The 16,125-nt window shown below is 74.8% G+C and carries 16 protein-coding genes and 1 riboswitch; of the genes, 9 read left to right on the forward strand and 7 right to left on the reverse strand.

Annotated elements, in window-relative coordinates; all coding sequences use genetic code 11:
* Window positions 1-74 precede the first annotated feature (74 nt).
* Complete coding sequence (thiC, locus tag ABZ495_RS21195; protein WP_359837423.1) at window positions 75-1,886, reverse strand: phosphomethylpyrimidine synthase ThiC; 1,812 nt, start codon at window positions 1,884-1,886, stop codon at window positions 75-77.
* Window positions 1,882-2,016, reverse strand: a riboswitch (TPP riboswitch). It overlaps the preceding gene by 5 nt.
* A gap of 154 nt (window positions 2,017-2,170) precedes the next feature.
* On the opposite strand from thiC, the gene ABZ495_RS21200 reads away from it, so the two are divergent.
* From ABZ495_RS21200 to ABZ495_RS21230, 7 genes are all read left to right on the forward strand, one after another.
* Complete coding sequence (locus ABZ495_RS21200) at window positions 2,171-2,377, forward strand: hypothetical protein (RefSeq protein WP_359837425.1); 207 nt, start codon at window positions 2,171-2,173, stop codon at window positions 2,375-2,377.
* 103 nt (window positions 2,378-2,480) lie between these two features.
* Window positions 2,481-3,998, forward strand: coding sequence for an SPFH domain-containing protein (locus ABZ495_RS21205; protein ID WP_359805816.1), 1,518 nt, complete (start codon window positions 2,481-2,483; stop codon window positions 3,996-3,998).
* A gap of 89 nt (window positions 3,999-4,087) precedes the next feature.
* Window positions 4,088-5,101, forward strand: coding sequence for a 3-oxoacyl-[acyl-carrier-protein] synthase III C-terminal domain-containing protein (locus tag ABZ495_RS21210; RefSeq protein ID WP_359805819.1), 1,014 nt, complete (start codon window positions 4,088-4,090; stop codon window positions 5,099-5,101).
* On the forward strand, window positions 5,098-5,847 hold the full coding sequence (locus tag ABZ495_RS21215; protein ID WP_359837427.1) for a glycosyltransferase family 2 protein: 750 nt from the start codon (window positions 5,098-5,100) through the stop codon (window positions 5,845-5,847). Before ABZ495_RS21210 ends, ABZ495_RS21215 begins: the two co-directional genes overlap by 4 nt.
* 116 nt (window positions 5,848-5,963) lie before the next feature.
* Window positions 5,964-7,442, forward strand: coding sequence for a class I adenylate-forming enzyme family protein (locus ABZ495_RS21220; protein ID WP_359837429.1), 1,479 nt, complete (start codon window positions 5,964-5,966; stop codon window positions 7,440-7,442).
* Complete coding sequence (locus ABZ495_RS21225; RefSeq protein ID WP_359837431.1) at window positions 7,439-8,668, forward strand: cytochrome P450; 1,230 nt, start codon at window positions 7,439-7,441, stop codon at window positions 8,666-8,668. Before ABZ495_RS21220 ends, ABZ495_RS21225 begins: the two co-directional genes overlap by 4 nt.
* A complete protein-coding gene (locus ABZ495_RS21230) occupies window positions 8,659-9,591 on the forward strand; it encodes an NAD(P)-dependent oxidoreductase (protein ID WP_359837433.1) in 933 nt (310 codons plus the stop codon). The genes ABZ495_RS21225 and ABZ495_RS21230 overlap by 10 nt, the downstream gene beginning before the upstream one ends.
* 43 nt (window positions 9,592-9,634) lie before the next feature.
* Here the strand turns inward: ABZ495_RS21230 and ABZ495_RS21235 are convergent, their stop codons facing one another.
* From ABZ495_RS21235 to ABZ495_RS21245, 3 genes are all read right to left on the reverse strand, one after another.
* Complete coding sequence (locus ABZ495_RS21235) at window positions 9,635-9,835, reverse strand: DUF5326 family protein (protein WP_329488858.1); 201 nt, start codon at window positions 9,833-9,835, stop codon at window positions 9,635-9,637.
* Between the two features lie 225 nt (window positions 9,836-10,060).
* Complete coding sequence (gene tenA, locus ABZ495_RS21240; RefSeq protein WP_352295008.1) at window positions 10,061-10,729, reverse strand: thiaminase II; 669 nt, start codon at window positions 10,727-10,729, stop codon at window positions 10,061-10,063.
* 37 nt (window positions 10,730-10,766) lie between these two features.
* Entirely contained in the window at window positions 10,767-11,084 is a 318-nt protein-coding gene (locus ABZ495_RS21245; protein ID WP_329488856.1) for a cupin domain-containing protein, read from the reverse strand.
* A 105-nt stretch (window positions 11,085-11,189) separates the two neighbouring features.
* Between ABZ495_RS21245 and ABZ495_RS21250 the strand changes: the two genes are divergently transcribed.
* Window positions 11,190-11,567, forward strand: coding sequence for a phage holin family protein (locus tag ABZ495_RS21250; RefSeq protein ID WP_329488855.1), 378 nt, complete (start codon window positions 11,190-11,192; stop codon window positions 11,565-11,567).
* Between the two features lie 103 nt (window positions 11,568-11,670).
* Here the strand turns inward: ABZ495_RS21250 and ABZ495_RS21255 are convergent, their stop codons facing one another.
* Window positions 11,671-12,090: an SsgA family sporulation/cell division regulator gene (locus ABZ495_RS21255; RefSeq protein ID WP_359805836.1), complete on the reverse strand. Its 420-nt coding sequence runs from the start codon at window positions 12,088-12,090 to the stop codon at window positions 11,671-11,673.
* A gap of 292 nt (window positions 12,091-12,382) precedes the next feature.
* Between ABZ495_RS21255 and ABZ495_RS21260 the strand changes: the two genes are divergently transcribed.
* On the forward strand, window positions 12,383-12,910 hold the full coding sequence (locus ABZ495_RS21260; RefSeq protein ID WP_359837436.1) for an NUDIX hydrolase: 528 nt from the start codon (window positions 12,383-12,385) through the stop codon (window positions 12,908-12,910).
* A gap of 45 nt (window positions 12,911-12,955) precedes the next feature.
* On the opposite strand, the gene ABZ495_RS21265 is transcribed toward ABZ495_RS21260, so the two are convergent.
* The gene (locus tag ABZ495_RS21265) at window positions 12,956-14,572 is read right to left on the reverse strand and encodes a globin domain-containing protein (RefSeq protein ID WP_359837438.1); all 1,617 of its coding nucleotides are present in this window, start codon (window positions 14,570-14,572) and stop codon (window positions 12,956-12,958) included.
* Window positions 14,573-14,795: 223 nt separating this feature from the next.
* Window positions 14,796-16,124: a dihydrolipoamide acetyltransferase family protein gene (locus ABZ495_RS21270; RefSeq protein WP_359837471.1), complete on the reverse strand. Its 1,329-nt coding sequence runs from the start codon at window positions 16,122-16,124 to the stop codon at window positions 14,796-14,798.
* Window position 16,125: the final 1 nt, after the last annotated feature.

A 16,125-nucleotide genomic window follows, 5' to 3' on the forward strand; every position in this document is an offset into this window, starting at 1 on the left:
GACGGATGCCGTAACTCGGTGGGGGCCAGAAGCCGAACGGAGCTCCTGGCCCCACCGAGCGCGGTGGTGTGTGGTCAGTCCGCCATCGGCAGGTAGACCTTGTTGCCCTGGGCCTTGAACTCCTCGGACATCGTCTTCATGCCCTCGACCGCAGCCTCGTCGTACTCCGGCGAGGCCGCGTCGGCGCCGAACTTCTCATTGATGGATTTACTGATCTTCATCGAGCAGAACTTCGGGCCGCACATCGAGCAGAAGTGGGCCGTCTTGGCGGGCTCGGCGGGGAGGGTCTCGTCGTGGAACTCGCGGGCCGTCTCCGGGTCGAGGGCCAGGTTGAACTGGTCCTCCCAGCGGAACTCGAAGCGGGCGTCGGAGAGGGCGTCGTCCCAGGCCTGGGCGCCGGGGTGGCCCTTGGCCAGGTCGGCGGCGTGGGCGGCGATCTTGTAGGTGATGACGCCGGTCTTCACGTCGTCCCGGTTGGGCAGGCCCAGGTGCTCCTTGGGGGTCACGTAGCAGAGCATCGCGGTGCCCCACCAGGCGATCATCGCGGCGCCGATGCCCGAGGTGATGTGGTCGTAACCGGGGGCGACGTCCGTGGTCAGCGGGCCGAGGGTGTAGAACGGCGCCTCGTCGCAGATCTCCTTCTGGAGATCCATGTTCTCCTTGATCTTGTTCATCGGGACGTGGCCCGGGCCCTCGATCATCACCTGGACGTCCCGCTCCCGGGCGATCCGGCCCAGCTCGCCCAGCGTCTGCAGCTCGGCGAACTGCGCCTCGTCGTTGGCGTCGGCGATCGAGCCGGGGCGCAGGCCGTCACCGAGCGAGAAGGTGACGTCGTAGCTCGCGAGGATCTCGCAGAGCTCCTCGAAGTTGGTGTAGAGGAAGTTCTCCCGGTGGTGGGCCAGGCACCAGGCCGCCATGATCGAGCCGCCGCGCGAGACGATGCCGGTCTTGCGACGGGCCGTCAGCGGCACGTACCGCAGCAGCACGCCGGCGTGCACGGTCATGTAGTCGACGCCCTGCTCGCACTGCTCGACGATGGTGTCCCGGTAGACGTCCCAGCTGAGCTCCTCGGCCCGGCCGTCGACCTTCTCCAGCGCCTGGTAGAGCGGCACCGTGCCGATCGGGACCGGGGAGTTGCGCAGGATCCACTCCCGGGTGGTGTGGATGTTGCGGCCGGTGGAGAGGTCCATGACGGTGTCGGCACCCCAGCGGGTGGCCCAGGTCATCTTCTCCACCTCCTCCTCGATCGAGGAGGTGACGGCGGAGTTGCCGATGTTGGCGTTGATCTTCACCAGGAAGTTGGTGCCGATGATCGACGGCTCCACCTCGGGGTGGTTCACGTTGACCGGGATGACGGCGCGGCCGCGCGCCACCTCGGCGCGGACGTACTCCGGGTCCAGGCCCTCGCGCAGGGCCACGAACTCCATCTCCGGCGTCACCACGCCGCGCCGGGCGTAGGCGAGCTGGGTGACGGAGGCGCCGGACCGGCCGCGCAGCGGGCGGCGCGGGCGGCCGGGGAAGACGGCGTCCAGGTTGCGCAGGTTCCCGCCGCGCGGCGAGGTGTGCTTGATCCCGTCGTCCTCCGGGCGGGCCTCGCGGCCGTCGTACTCCTCGACGTCGCCGCGCTGGCGGATCCAGGCGTCCCGCAGCGGCGGCAGGCCGCGCCGCACGTCGGCCTCGTAGGCGGGATCGGTGTACGAGCCGGAGGTGTCGTAGAGCGGGACGGTCCGGCCGTTGGTCAGGACGACCTCGCGGTACGGGACCCGCAGGTCGGGGCGGGACCCCTGGCGGTAGGCCTTGCGCCAGGCCGGGGTCGGGTAGCCGGTGGCCGCGCTTCCGGCGGCCTGGTTCCGGGCAGACTGCGGCTGTGCGTCGAACGTGGTCATCAGACCCTCTACTCCCTACGCCGGCATTACCCGGTCAGGTTCCTGCGGTCGACGCAGCGGTCGGCACGTCCAGTGACGTTCCGGTCAGCGCCCTCTCAGCCCGGTGCTCCGAGCTCCCGTGTCCGCAGGCGGTGTTGCCTGCGCATGACGTCCAACACCGTAGCGAGCGGATCGCCGCTGGTCCAGAGGGGGTCCCGGGCGGCGCTCCGGACCACGGGGCGCCGCGGCGCTCCGGGGCGGGCAGACTGGCAGTCACGCGGGGCGGGCGGCGAAGGAGGAGCGCAGTGATCGGGAGCACGGGGCGGGTCAGCGGAGCGGTGGGCACGGGACTGGTCGGCGAGGTGATGGTGCACGTCCCGGAGCGCCGGGGCACGGAGGCGTTCCTCGCCTATCTCGCCGTGCCGGGTGACCGGTTGTCGGTCGGGACGCCCGTGGTGGTGATCGAGTACCACCCGCCCCGGACCGTCTACGTGGCACCGATCCTGCCGTGACAGGGTTGTGACGGACGGTCATGTGCGATCCCTTCTCCTCCGGGTGCCCCGGGCGGACAATCCGAGTCGGCGCATCTCATGCGCCGAAAGGGGGAGTTGAACCATGGTGTTCGTCATCATCGGGACCGCCGCCGGGGTACTGCTGGTGGGTGTCACGCTCTTCAAGCTCATGTGGCGGGTCGCCGAGCCCAACGAGGCCCTGATCATCTCCGGCTCCCGGCACCGGACCGAGGGGGTCGGGGACGGCCTGGGCTTCCGGATCGTCACCGGGCGGGGGACCTTCGTCACGCCGGGGCTGCAGGGCGTCCGCCGGCTCTCGCTGGACCTCAACGAGGCCGAGCTGGACGTCGAATGCGTCACCACGCAGGGCATCCCGGTCCGGGTCAAGGGCGTGGTGATCTTCAAGATCGGCGACGACGACGTCTCCATCGCCAATGCCGCCCGGCGATTCCTGGACCAGCAGAAGCTGATCAGCCAGCGGGTCCACAACGTCTTCGCCGGCCACCTGCGCTCGATCGTCGGCGGGCTCACCGTCGAGGACATGATCCGGGACCGCGAGCGGCTCACCGGGGAGACCAGGGCCGCCTCCGGGCTGGAGATGGAGAAGCTCGGGCTGATCATCGACACCCTGCAGATCCAGGAGATCATCGACCCGACCGGCTACATCAAGAACCTCGCCATCCCGCACGCCGCCGCCGTCCAGCGGGACGCCCGGATCGCCCAGGCCGCGGCCGACCGGATGGCCACCGAGGCGGAGCAGGAGGCCGCCGCCCGCAAGGCCGAGGCGACCCGCAACAGCGCCATCCAGCAGTCCGCCTACCAGGCCGAACGGGACACCGCCAACGCCCGCGCCCAGCAGGCCGGGCCGCTCGCCGAGGCCGCCTCCCGGCAGGAGGTCGTCGTCCAGGAGACGAAGGTCGCCGAACTGGAGTCGCGCCGCAAGGAGCAGCAGCTGCAGATCGAGGTCCGCAAGCCGGCCGACGCCAAGGCGTACGAGACCCGCACCCGGGCGGACGCCGACCGCGACGCGCGGATCTCGGCGGCGCAGGCCCAGGCCCAGGAGACCGAGCTGAAGGCGGCCGCCGAGGCCGGCCAGGTCAGGATCGCGGCCCAGGCCGCGGCGGACGCCACCAGGCTGCGCGCCCTGGCCGAGGCCGAGGCGACCAGGGCCACCGGACAGGCCGAGGCCGCGGCCACCGAGGCCCGCGGGCTGGCGGACGCGGAGGCCGCCAAGGCGATCGGGCTCGCCAAGGCCGCCGGCATCCAGGCCCGGGCCGCCGCCCTCGCCGAGAACCAGGACGCCGTGGTGGCACAGGAGTTGGCGGAGAAGTGGCCGGACATCGTGCTGGCCGCCGCGCAGTCCTTCGGCAACGTCGAGCACATGGTGCTGCTCAACGGCGCCGACGGGGTGGGCGAGCTGTTCGCCAAGGCGCTCACCATGGGCGGGACCGGCCTCGGCCTGGCCCGCCAACTGCTCACCACCCTGCACGGGCCGGGGCAGCCCGGCCCGGCGCCGGACACCGCGGCGCCGGGCGGAGCCGCCGCACCGGCGGTGGCCGGGACGGCCGCGGGCGGCGCGGCCGTCGTGGTGCCCGTCCAGCAGATCCCGGTCGAGGAGTGACGGCTCCCGGCCCGGTCGAGTAGCCGCCCGCGCCCACCTGAGTACCCGTACTCAGGTGGGCGCGGCGGCGCCGGCCGGAGCATGGGGGCATGCACCCTCCAGCCACCGCGCGGATCGGCATCACCGCCGTCGGAGCCCACCTCCCCGCCCACCGCCTGACCTCCCAGCAGCTCCAGGACGAGGTCACCGCCGGCGGTCGGCTCCGGCTGCCGGAGCGGATGTTCGAGAAGGCGACCGGGATCGTCACCCGGCACTTCGCGGCCGAGGGCGAGTACGCCTCCACGCTGGCGGTCGGCGCCGCCCGGCGCGCCCTGGCGGCCCGCGGACTGGACCCGCTCGACCTCGACCTGCTGCTGTACGCCTCCGCCACCCGGGACGTCTGCGAGCCCGCCACCGCCCACCTCGTCCAGGCCGAACTCGGTTCCCGGGCCCACGCGCTGGACGTCAGCAACGCCTGCAACAGCTTCCTCAACGGCATCGACCTGGCCCGCGCGATGATCCTGGCGGGCCGCGCCCGGCGCGCCCTGGTGGTCACCGGCGAGACGCCGAGCCGGGCGATGCGCCGCGATCCGGCCGGTCAGGAGGACTTCCGGGACGGCTTCGCCGGGTACACCTTCGGCGACGCCGGTGCGGCCGTGGTCGTCGAGGCGGTCGAGCGCGGCGGCATCCTGGACATCGAGACCGAGACAGCCTCCGAGCACTGGGCGGCCGGCGGCATCCCCGGCGGTGGGTCGCGCCACCCGCGCGGCGACGAGTACAGCTACTTCCGGGGCGGTGGAAAGGAGTTGCGCGGGGTCTTCGAGCAGATCGGCGGCGCCATCCTGACCAGGGTCGCGGCCCGTACCGGCCTCGGCTGGGACGACTACGCGCGGGTGCTGGTGCACCAGGTGACCGTCCCCTACCTGGAGCGCTTCGTCGAGCTCACCGGCGTGCCCGCGGAGAAGCTGGTCCTCACCGTGCCGGAGCTGGGCAATGTCGCCAGCGCCACCCTGGGCATCCAACTCGAACGAACAACCCCGGAGTTGAACCCGGGGGACAAGGTGCTGCTGATCGGCCTCGGTGGCGGCGTCAGCCTGATGACGATGGTCTGGGAGGCGTCATGAGCACCGGGACGGACCTCTGGGTGGTCGTGCCGGCCTACCAGGAGGAGGCCAGGATCGAGCACACCCTGGCCGCCCTGGCCGCGCAGCGCGACCGCGCGTTCACCCTGCTGGTCGCCGACAACGGCTCCAGCGACGCCACCGTGGCGAAGGTCCGGGCCTTCGCCGCCCGGGCGCCGTTCCCGGTCGAGGTGCTGGTCGAGCCGGAGAAGGGCGTCGGCTCGGCGATCGACACCGGCTTCCGGTACGCCATCGCGCACGGCGCCACCCTGTTGGCCCGCACCGATGCCGACTGCCTGCCCGAACCCGGCTGGACGGCGGCCGCCCGGGCCGGGATGCGCGCCTGCGGCGGGCTGGTCTGCGGCCGGGTGACCGCCCGCCGGGACGAGCACGGGCCGGCCGGGCGCGCGGTGTTCCTGGTGCTGGTCGCGCTCGGCGCCCTCTTCGGCCGGATCCGGCCCGCGCACCGCCGCCGGCACGGCTTCCTCACGCCGTACCGGATGCACGCCGGCAACAACATGGCGATCACCGCGGAGCTGTACCGGGCCGTCGGCGGGATGCCGCGCCGGCCGTCGCCCACCGACCGGATGTTCATCAACCGGGTGCGCCGCCACACCACCGCGATCGTCCACCGCCGCGACATGGTGGTGCAGAACTCCACCCGGCGGATCCGCGCCTACGGCGTGGTCGGCACCGCCCGCTGGTACCTGGAGCGCGGCGCCGGCCGGCGCTCGGTCGACGTCCGCTGAACCGGCCGCACGCCCGGAGAACCGCGCACCCGCTGACCGCGCACCCCCGGAACGGAGCGCCCGGAGAACCGAGCGCCCGGAGAACCGACCACCGCAACCCCGTCGAGGAGGGCCCCGTGCTCGACCGGCTCGCCCACGCCCTGCGCACCGTCCACCCCGACCGTCCCGCCGTCCTGGGCCGCGGCCGCACCGGCGGCACCAGGGTCCTGATCCGCCGCGGCGAACTCGCCGACCTGGCCGACCGCTACGCCGCCGCCCTGCACGCCCGCGGCCTCGGCCCCGGCGCCACCCTCGGCGTCGCCGTCCGCCCCGGCCCCCGGGCGCTCGCCGTCCTGCTCGCCGCCCACCGGCTCGGCCTGCGCGCCGCCGTCCTCGACCCGACCGCCGGGCCGGACGTGCTGGCCGCCCGGCTCGCCCTGGCCCGGCCGGACCTCGTGCTCGCCGACGCCGCCGCCCAGGCGGTGGCGGGCTGGGCCGGACCGCTGGCCCGCCGCGCCGACCTCGCACTGCCCCGGCTGTCGGCGCTCGGCCCGGTCGCCACCCTGGGCCGCCGGCTGCCCGGCTGCGCCCCCCGGCTCGCGGTCACCGGCGGCGCCGCGCCCGCGCCCCGCGACGGCGGCGCGGACACCGACGCGGTGATCGTCTTCACCTCCGGCACCACCGCCCGCCCGCGCGCCGTCGTGCACACCCGCGAGGGCCTGGCGGCCGGTCTGCGCACCGTCACCGACCTGGTCGACCCCCGCCCGGGCAGCACCGTGCTCGGCGGCACCTTCTTCGTCCTGGTGCCCGCGCTGGCGGCCGGCGCCGCCGTCGCCCTGCCGGCCCGGCGCCCGCGGGCGCTGGCCGGCCAACTCGCCCGGCTGGCACCGGCCCACACCTACCTCACCCCGCCCGCCCTGCGCGCCGCGCTCGGCGCCGGGGCCCGCTTCCACGGCCGGGTCTGGACCGGCTCCGCGCCCGCCGACGCCGCCCTGCTGCGCCGGGTCAAGCAGGCCGGCGCCGACCAGGCCTGGGGCGTGTACGCGCTCACCGAGCTGTTCCCGGCCGCCGCCGTCGAGGAGGCCGGGAAGAGCGCCCACACCGGGCCCGGGGACCTGGTCGGCGCACCGCTGCCCGGGGTGCGCACCGGCCTCACCCCGGAGGGCGAGCTCCTGCTCACCGGCCCGGGCGCCCGGCACCGCTACCTCGGCGAGGAACCCGACCCCTGGGTCCGCACCGGCGACCGGGCCACCCTCGCCCCGGACGGCCGGATCGTGCTCGCCGGGCGGCTGAAGGACATGGTGCTGCGCCGGGCCGAGAACATCTACCCGGGCCTGTACGAGCCCGCGCTGCACCTTCCGGACGTCGAACTCGCCGTCCTGGTCGGGGTCCCGGCCGCCGGCGCGCCGGGCGACGAACGGCTGGTGGCCCTCGTCCAGCCGCGTCCCGGCGCCGATCCGCGGCGGCTGCGCGCCGCCCTGAGGGACCCGCTCGACCGGATGGGCGGCGCCCGGCCGGACGCCGTGCTGTTCGGGGAGGTCCCGCTGGCCGGGCGCTCCCGCAAGCCCGACCGGGCGGCGGCCGCCGCCCACTGCGCCCGGGAGCTGTCCGCATGACCACCGACCGCGGCACCGGCCGCGCACCCGCCCCCGCGCCCGCCCGCGCACCCACCCCGACGCCCGGCCCCACGTCCGCCCACGCACCCGCCGCCCACGCACCCGCCGCCGCCGACCGGGCCGCGCGCCGCCGCGACCGCCGGGTCTACCTGCGCAGCCACCCCGTGCTGTTCGCGCTGCTCTGCCTCACCCGCCGCCGCCCGGTCGTCCGGCTCGGCCGAACCGTCCTGGTCCACGGCACCGAGGCCTACCGCGAGGCGCTCACCCGCGTCCCGCTCGACCGCACGGCGGCCGGCACCACCGGCGGGGCCGCCGCCCGACTCAGCGGCGGGGGGCTGCTGTTCGACCAGGAGGGCGCCCGGCACCGCGCCGCGCGGCGGGCGGTGGCGGCCGACCTCGGCACCGGAGCACTCGACCGGATCCGCCCGCACTGGCAGGCCGTGCTCGCCGAACGCGTCCCCGAACTGGCCACCGGTTCACTCGAACTCGTCACCCTGGCAGAGGAGTTGGCCGGAGTGACGGCGGCCGCGCTGACCGGCTCCGGCGCCGACCCGCGCACCCTCGCCCAGGCCTGCGCCGCCGCCGCCGCGGCCACCGCCCGGGACCACCTGCCCGGCCCTCGGCTGCCCGGCCACCGGAGGGCCGGAGCCACCGCCGCCGCCAGGGCGGCCGACCTCACCGCGCTGCTCCCGGACCCGCTCGACGCGATGCTCACCGTCGCCGCCGTCACCACCACCGTCGCCGCCCTGCCCCGGGCCGCCGCCTGGTGCGCCGACGCCGGCCTCTGGACCGGGGTGGACGCCGGGACGGCCCCCGGCCTGGCCGCCGAACTCCTCCGGCTGACCGCGCCCTCGCCACTGCTCCCCCGGGTCACCGCCGCCGACGCCACGCTGGCCGGCTGCCCCCTCCGGGCCGGCGACCGCCTGGTCCTGGTCGCCCGGCACGCCGCCGGGGCCCACCGGACCGGACCGGCCCCCGGCCCGGCCGCCACCCAGGCCGTCTTCGGCGCCGGCCCGCACGCCTGCCCGGGCGCCGGCCTCGCCCGGGCCCTGCTCACGGACGTGCTGCTCGCGCTGGCCCCGCACCGCCCGGTGGTCGTCCGGGCCCGGGTCGACCGGCGGTCCGCGCTCCCGGGCTACGCGGAGCTCACCGTCCGGCGCGCACCGGAGCCCGGGGCGGCCCGTCCCACGACACCCGAGCGGCCTGAGGAGTCCCGATGCGGATAGCCGTCACCGGCGCCGGCGGCTTCTGCGGCTCGCACGTCGCCCTCGCCGCCGCCGCGCTGGGCCTCGACGTGCTCTGCTACGGCCGGTCCCCCGGCCCGGTCGGCCGCCACGTCCACTGGGACGCCACCACCGGCGACCCCGACCTGGCCGGCGCCGACCTGGTGGTGCACTGCGCCGCGGCCGTCGCCGACCTCCCCCGGGGCTCCGCCGGCGAGGCCGGGCAGTACGCCGTGAACGTCACCGGTACCGCACGGCTGCTGCGCGCCGCCGCCGGCCGTCCGGTGGTCCAGGTGAGCAGCGCCAGCGTCTACGACCCCCGGATCGGCCGCTCCTGGATCATGGAGCACCACTCCACCGAGGGCGGCCACCTCAACGCCTACGGGCGCACCAAGGCGGCCGCCGAACGGCTCGCGCTGGAGGCGGGCGCCGTCGTCCTTCGCCCACGCGCCGTCTACGGGCCGGGCGATCCGCACCTCGCGCCCCAACTGCTGGCACGGGTGCGGCGCGGACTGCTGCTGCTCCCCGGCGGCGACGTCCGGATCAGCCTGACCGCCGTGCAGAACCTCGCCGACGCCTGCCTGGCCGCCCTGGGCCTGACCGGCGGCCGCGCCTGGACGCCCGGCGCGTACAACATCGCCGACGACCGGCACTACCGGCGCGACGACGCCGTCCGCCGGGTGCTCGCCGCGCACGGCGTGCGGGCCCGGATCGGCCACGTGCCGGCGCCGCTCGCCCGGCTGGCCGCCCGGACCGGCCGCGTCCCCGGGCTGACCCCGTACGCGGTCGACCAGCTCGCCACCGGCGTCACCCTCGACCTCGGCCGGTCCCGGACCCAGCACTGGCGGCCGCTCTGGGACCTCGACACGGTCCTGCTGCTCGACCGGGCCACCGCCGGCGCCCGGGGCGCGTCCGCCGACGACTGACGCCCGCACCCCCGAGGGGGTACGGGCGTCCGGGACCGGCGGCTCAGCTCCTGGCGGCCTTCTTCACCAGGATCACCACGGCGGCCGCGATCCCCACCACCACCAGCAGCTTGATGACCAGGCTCAGCAGCGCGCCCACCACGCCGAAGACGAATCCGATGATGTTCCAGGCCAGGATCAGCACCAGCACCGGAACGACGATGTTGCGCACCCACGAGGGCAGCGACTTCCAGAACTCAGCCATGTCCGTTCCTTCTCTCCCCTCGGGCCGGCTGCCGTCCGGTGCCGCATCCCGCTTGCTTCGATACTTCGATCGTACGGTGACGCACGGGTCGGAACGAGGGCCGATGGCCCGGAGAGAACCCGGAGATCACCCCTACTCCGGCCCCCGGGGAGACCCGGGGGAGGGCGCCCGAAAGGGCACCCGGAAAGGCTCGGGGGAACGGCCCGGACGCCGGCCCGGAGGGTGTCAGACCGGCCAGGTCTCGCCGCGCCAGGCGGCGTCCCAGAACATCCACTCGTACCGCGAGGTGGTGGTGAAGTGCTCCACCACCCGGCGGCGTTCGGCCGGGGAGATCTCCTCGCCGAGCCGGTCGGCCAGCGCGAGGACGCGGCGCACCACGGACTGGAAGGCCTCGTCGCCGTAGGTGGCGATCCACTTGGCGTACAGCGGGTCGGGGGAGCCCTCGGCCAGCAGCCGGTCGCCGACCCGGGCGTAGATCCAGTAGCAGGGCAGCACGGCGCCGACCGCCTCCGCGAAGGAGCCGCCGTACACCGTGGCCAGCAGGTAGCTGGTGTAGGCCCGGGTGGTGGGCAGCACCGGCTCGGCGGCGGCCTGTTCGGCGTCGGCGCCGAAGGCCGTCATGAACTCCGCGTGCATGCCCTGCTCGGCCGCCAGCGCGCCGACCGCGTCGTCCGCGAAGGCCCGCACGTCCTCCTCGCCGGGCGCCTTGGCGGCGCAGACGGCGAGCGCGCGGGCGTAGTCGCGCAGGTAGTGCGAGTCCTGGACGACGAAGTGGCGGAATGCCTCGCGCGGCAGGGTGCCGTCGGTGAGGCCGCCGATGAAGGGGTGGTCGAGGATCTCGGCGTAGATCGGCTCGATCGCCGCCCAGAGTTCTTCCGTCAGGCTCAGGCTCATGCCCCGACCCTAGCCGGACCGCCCCGGGCCCCGGCCGTCAGTCCTCCGGCGGGGAGAACACCACCAGGACCCGCAACTCCTCGGTGACGTGGTGGAACCGGTGCGGCACTCCCGCCGGGACGTAGACCACGGTGCCGCGGGCCACCGTGGTGGTCTCGTTCCCGACGGTCAACTCGGCCCGGCCGCTGACCACCTGGTAGATCTCGTCCTGGGCGTGCGCGGTCTGCGGGTCGGTGGCGCCGGGGGAGAGCGCGTAGAGCCCGGCGGACATCCGCGGCTCGCGCAGGAAGCGCAGATAGGCACCGTCGTTGGCGGCGCGCTCGGCGTCGAGTTCGTCCAGCCGGAACAGCTTCATCGGGGGTGCCCCTCCTCGTCCTTGGCCCGGGTCCAGGGGGCATTCAACACCAAACATGCCGGTCGGGCGCTTCCCCCGCCCCGACCGGCCTGGGACGCTGGCCCCATGAAGGGTTTCGTCATCAAGACACTTATCAACGCGGCCGCCATCTGGGTGGCCGCCTGGATCGTCTCCGGGATCACGCTGACCGGCGACGACTGGCAGAGCAAGACCCTGACGGTGATCGCCGTCGCACTGATCTTCGGCGTGGTCAACTGGCTGATCAAGCCCGTGGTCAAGCTGTTCTCGCTGCCGCTGTTCATCCTCACCCTGGGCCTGATCACCTTCGTCATCAACGCCCTGATGCTCTGGTTGACCTCCTGGGCCTCGGACAAGCTCGACCTGGACTTCCACGTCGACGGCTTCTGGGCGGCGCTGTTCGGCGCGCTCATCATCAGCCTGGTCTCCTGGGGCCTCAACCTGGCGCTCGGCGACGACGACTGAGCGACGCGCCGCGGTCCGCGCGCCCGGGCACGCGAAAGGGGCCCGCACCCGGTTCCGCACCGGGGCGGGCCCCTTCGTCCCACCGTCGCCGGCGGGCGACCGGTCACCGCTCGCAGCCTCCGAGGATGTCGGCGAGCTGCGCGTCGATCTCCCCGCCGGTCAGCTCCCGGCCCCTCGGCACCAGCCGGTCGGTCCGCGCGAGGAAGGCGGTCAGCGGCGCCGCGCAGGCGCGCAACCGGGCATGTCCTTCGGGGGAGCGCAGCACGACGCAGACCTCCGAGAGCTCCTCGCCGGCCGGGTGGACGTGCACGTCGCCCTCGCCCGTCGGCCGGTCGACCCCGTCGAACAGCAGCTCCCGGGCGAAGACCCAGGTGACCGGGGCGTCGCCGGGCAGGTGGAAGGTGAGGCGGACCGCGAACGGGTCGGCGGGGTCGTACTCCAGCTCGGCCACGAGGCGGAAGGAGAGCTCGGTGGAGACCACGAGGCTCATCACCAGGTGACCCTGGACTGTGCTGTGCTGCATGGCGCCAGTACCTCTCGTTCTGCCCGGCCGGGTGGCTGGTCGCTCATCGCAGCACAGGCCGGGCGCGGCCGCAATCACTCTCCGACCGTTCGATCGACAAATTCCTTTGGATTGAAGGCGACGGTGGAGATCAGTTCGATATTTTGAAGATCAGGTGAACATTCACCTTGGCTATCCAAGATCCATCGGCACTGTGAACACGCCCCGAACGGACGCACCCGAGCAGGTCCGAGTTTCGGGCCGGTCGGCGTGCGGGAGACTCCCGCACAACGCTCCAGCCCCGGAGGTGGCCATGCGCACCCCGCCCCGACCCGTCGTCAAACGCACCGCGCGGGCGATCCTGCTGGAGCTGGACCCGGCCGATCCCCATGGACCGGCCTCGATCGTGCTGATCAAACGCACCAGGCCCGGCTCCCCGCACCCGTACTGGATCACCCCCGGCGGCGGGGTCGAGAGCGAGGACCGCACGGTCACCGACGCCCTGCACCGCGAGGTGGACGAGGAGCTCGGCGGCAAGGTCCTGGACCTCGTCCCCGCCTTCGTCGACACCATCAGCCACACCCACCACGACGACGGCACGCTGCTCCACCCGCACGGGGTCAAGGTCCAGCACTTCTTCGTCTGCCGGCTCGCCTCGATGGACCTCGACCGCCGGCACGGGCCGGAGGTGGACGAGCCCAACGGCGAGTACGAGGTGGTCCGGGTGCCCTTCACCCGGGAGGGCGTCACCTCGGTCAACGTCGTCCCGCCCAGCCTGCGGGCGTACCTGGCGGCCAACATCGAGGGCGTCCGGGCCCTGCTCGCCCCCGACTTCGACTGACGGGCCCGGGGCCCAGGGGAGGAGCCGGGCGGTCCGGCTCCCGGCTCAGCCCGCCGCCAGATCGCCGACCAGGTCGTGCCGGATCCGCTCGGGCGCCACCCCGGCCCGCAGCAGCACCCCGGCGCCGCGCCGCACCATCGCGGCCGGCCCGCCCAGAAAGGCCTCCCGGTCCGCCCACGGTCCGAACCGGCCGACCACCTCGGGCAGTTCACCGGTGAGCATTCCGCCGCCCGGCACCGGACCACCGGCCTGCGGCCCCGGCCCGGACAGCACCGGGTGCACCGACAGCCAGCGGTGGCGCTCGGCCAGCGCGCGCAGCGCCGCCAGCTCGTAGAGTTCGGCGGCCCGCCGGGCCCCGTAGAAGACGTCCACCGCGCGGCCCGCCGCGCCGTACTCGGCCACCTCCTCCACCAGCGCCTTGATCGGGGCGATCCCGGTGCCGCCGCCGAGGCAGAGCAGGTCCGCCCCGGACGTGTGGTCGACGGTCATCGTGCCCGCCGCCGGGCCCAGCCGCAGCACCGAGCCCGGTGCGGCCCGGTGCACCAGCGCGTTGCTCACCCAGCCCGCCTGGACGGCCTTGACGTGGAGGGTCAGCAGACCGTCCGGCCGGGGCGCGGAGGCGAACGAGAAGTACCGCCAGACCCGCGGCCACCAGGGCGTCTCCAGACTGGTGTACTGCCCGGCCCGGTACGGATAGGCCTGGTCGGGGCGGAGGGTGAGCACCGCGACGTCCGGGGTGCGCAGCTCGTGCCCGACCACCTCGGCCTGCCACCAGGGCGGCGAGGTACGGGCGTCATCCTCGGCGGCCTCGATCATGATCGAGGAGACCAGCCGGTAGACCCGCCGCCAGGCCAGCTCGGTCTCGGCGTCCCAGCGGCTGCCCGAGTACCGGGCCAGCGCCGCCACCAGGCACTCCCCCACCGGTCCGTAGTGACCGGTCAGGGTGCCGTACCGGCGGTGGCCGCGCCCCAGGGCGCTCAGGTAGCCGCGCAGGCCCTCCGGGTCGCCGGCGCTGCGGGCGGCCATCAGCAGCGCGCGGAAGAGCCGGTCGCGCTGGACGTCCATGGCGGCCGGGAAGAGCGCACGGACCTCGGGGTGGTGCAGGAAGATCAGCGCGTAGAAGTGCGCGGTGGCCCGGTCCGCGACCGGCTCGACCACGGCCAGGCTGGCCCGGATCAGCTCGATGTCCCGGGCGGTGGGCGGCTGCTGCGCGGCGGCGGCCCCGGGGCCGGACACGGCGGCGGGCACCGGCTCGGTTGCGGTCGCCCCGCCGGCCACGGCGGCGACCGGCGGCCGGGCGGGATCGCCGCCCACGGCGGTCCAGTTGAGGCCGGGGGCCCGGGTGAACAGCGGCTCGATCGCGGGCACCGGCGGCCCGGCGGGCGTCGACGGCGCCGGGATCGCGGGCGGCCGGGCCGGCGGGTCGGGGATCGCCACCCGCAGCGCCGCGGCGGGGGCCGGGACGAGCGGAGCCACCGGCACCGGGGCGGCGGAGACCGGCGGGAGGTCCGGCGGGTCCAGCGGCATCGGCGGGACGGCCGCCGCCGCGGTCGGCACGGTGTCCGGGGCCGGCTCCGGGCCGGAGTCCGGCATCCCCGGGACGGCCGCGGCTGCCGCCGAGCCGTGTCCGGTGCGGACCAGGAGAGTTCTGCGTGACTTCACCGCAACGTTTCGAGTACCCAAGAGAATCGTTTCGCCTCCGGCCGGCCTGTGCCACCACCTGGCTTGTTCCTGCTGACGCCTAGGCAGCGTGGCACGCCCGAAGTGCTCATCCGACAAATCGCGCGAAGGCCGGACACCCGCCCCCCGTACGCGCTACTCTCGCTCGATCTGCGGTCGCCCTGGGTGTCCGGGCAGCCACCCAAGGCGACCGCCCGGACGCCGGTCACAACTGCCGCAGCAGCATGCCCGGTTGCTCGACGCAGTCCGCGACGAACCGCAGGAACCCGCCCGCGGTACCGCCGTCGCAGACCCGGTGGTCGAAGGTGAACGACAGCTGGGTCACCTCGCGCACCGCCAACTCGCCCTGGTGAACCCAGGGTTTGGCGACGATCCGGCCCACCCCGAGCATCGCCGCCTCGGGGTGGTTGAGGATCGGGGTGGAGCCGTCCACCCCGAACACCCCGTAGTTATTCAGGGTGAAGGTCCCACCCGTGAGCTCGGCCGGGGTGAGCGCCCCGGTCCGGGCCGACTCGGTCAACCGCGCCAGTTCGGCGCCGAGTTGCTCGGTGCTCAGCCGCTGGGCGTCGCGCACCACCGGAACGACCAGGCCCCGCTCGCCCTGGGCGGCGAAGCCCAGGTGCACCGCGGAGTGCCGGAGGATGCCCGAACCGTCCTCGGTGACACTGGAGTTGAGCTCGGGGAAGCGGGCCAGCGCCACCGTGCAGATCCGGGCGAGCAGCGCCAGCACGCTCACCTTCGGCCCGGCGGTGGCATTCAACTGCCTTCGCAGCACCATCAGTTCGGTGGCATCCGCGTCGACCCAGCAGGTCGCCGCCGGGATCTCCCGGTGACTGCGGGTGAGCTTCTCGGCCACCGCCCTGCGCAGACCGCGCAGCGGCACCACCTCGGCCCCGGCCGGCGCGCTCGCCCCGTTGGACACCGGCACCGCCGCCGGCGCACCGCCGGGGGCCAGCGCCGCGATCGCCCGTTCGACGTCCGCGCGCATGATCAGACCGTCCGGCCCGCTGCCCGTCAGTGCCGCCAGATCGATCCCGTGCTCCCGGGCCGACCGCCGGACCAGCGGCGAGATCACCGGCACCACCACCGGCGCGACGGCCACGGCCACGGCTGGCGGAGCGGCGGGCGCCACCACGGCCACCGGCGCGGCGACGGCCGCCGGAACAGGCGCCGGAGCGGTGGCCGGAGCCCCGACCCGGCGGCGCCGGCCGCCCTTGTCCGGCTCCGCGACCCCGTACCCGACCAGCGGACGCTCCACCTCGGCGGACGGGGACGGCGCGCCCGCGGCGGGCGACACCGCGACCGTCACCAGCGGTGCGCCGACCGCCACCTCCTCACCCGGCTCGCCGTACCGGGCGGTGACCACCCCGCCGTACGGGCAGGGCACCTCGACCACCGCCTTGGCGGTCTCCACCTCCACCACCGGCTGGTCCACGGCGATCACCTCACCGACCTCGACCATCCAGCGCACCACCTCCGCCCCGGTGAGCCCCTCACCGAGGTCGGGCAGCGTGAACTCGCGTACGACCGGCATC

It is taken from the genome of Kitasatospora sp. NPDC005748, from assembly GCF_040630735.1.
GTDB lineage: Bacteria > Actinomycetota > Actinomycetes > Streptomycetales > Streptomycetaceae > Kitasatospora.

What these genes read in the sequence shown, in the direction of transcription:
- thiC (WP_359837423.1), bottom strand. Translation starts at nt 1,886, where the DNA reads ATGACCACGTTCGACGCACAGCCGCAGTCTGCCCGGAACCAGGCCGCC.
- ABZ495_RS21205 (WP_359805816.1), top strand. Translation starts at nt 2,481, where the DNA reads ATGGTGTTCGTCATCATCGGGACCGCCGCCGGGGTACTGCTGGTGGGT.
- ABZ495_RS21210 (WP_359805819.1), top strand. Translation starts at nt 4,088, where the DNA reads ATGCACCCTCCAGCCACCGCGCGGATCGGCATCACCGCCGTCGGAGCC.
- ABZ495_RS21215 (WP_359837427.1), top strand. Translation starts at nt 5,098, where the DNA reads ATGAGCACCGGGACGGACCTCTGGGTGGTCGTGCCGGCCTACCAGGAG.
- ABZ495_RS21225 (WP_359837431.1), top strand. Translation starts at nt 7,439, where the DNA reads ATGACCACCGACCGCGGCACCGGCCGCGCACCCGCCCCCGCGCCCGCC.
- ABZ495_RS21230 (WP_359837433.1), top strand. Translation starts at nt 8,659, where the DNA reads ATGCGGATAGCCGTCACCGGCGCCGGCGGCTTCTGCGGCTCGCACGTC.
- ABZ495_RS21235 (WP_329488858.1), bottom strand. Translation starts at nt 9,835, where the DNA reads ATGGCTGAGTTCTGGAAGTCGCTGCCCTCGTGGGTGCGCAACATCGTC.
- tenA (WP_352295008.1), bottom strand. Translation starts at nt 10,729, where the DNA reads ATGAGCCTGAGCCTGACGGAAGAACTCTGGGCGGCGATCGAGCCGATC.
- ABZ495_RS21245 (WP_329488856.1), bottom strand. Translation starts at nt 11,084, where the DNA reads ATGAAGCTGTTCCGGCTGGACGAACTCGACGCCGAGCGCGCCGCCAAC.
- ABZ495_RS21250 (WP_329488855.1), top strand. Translation starts at nt 11,190, where the DNA reads ATGAAGGGTTTCGTCATCAAGACACTTATCAACGCGGCCGCCATCTGG.
- ABZ495_RS21255 (WP_359805836.1), bottom strand. Translation starts at nt 12,090, where the DNA reads ATGCAGCACAGCACAGTCCAGGGTCACCTGGTGATGAGCCTCGTGGTC.
- ABZ495_RS21260 (WP_359837436.1), top strand. Translation starts at nt 12,383, where the DNA reads ATGCGCACCCCGCCCCGACCCGTCGTCAAACGCACCGCGCGGGCGATC.
- ABZ495_RS21270 (WP_359837471.1), bottom strand. Translation starts at nt 16,124, where the DNA reads ATGCCGGTCGTACGCGAGTTCACGCTGCCCGACCTCGGTGAGGGGCTC.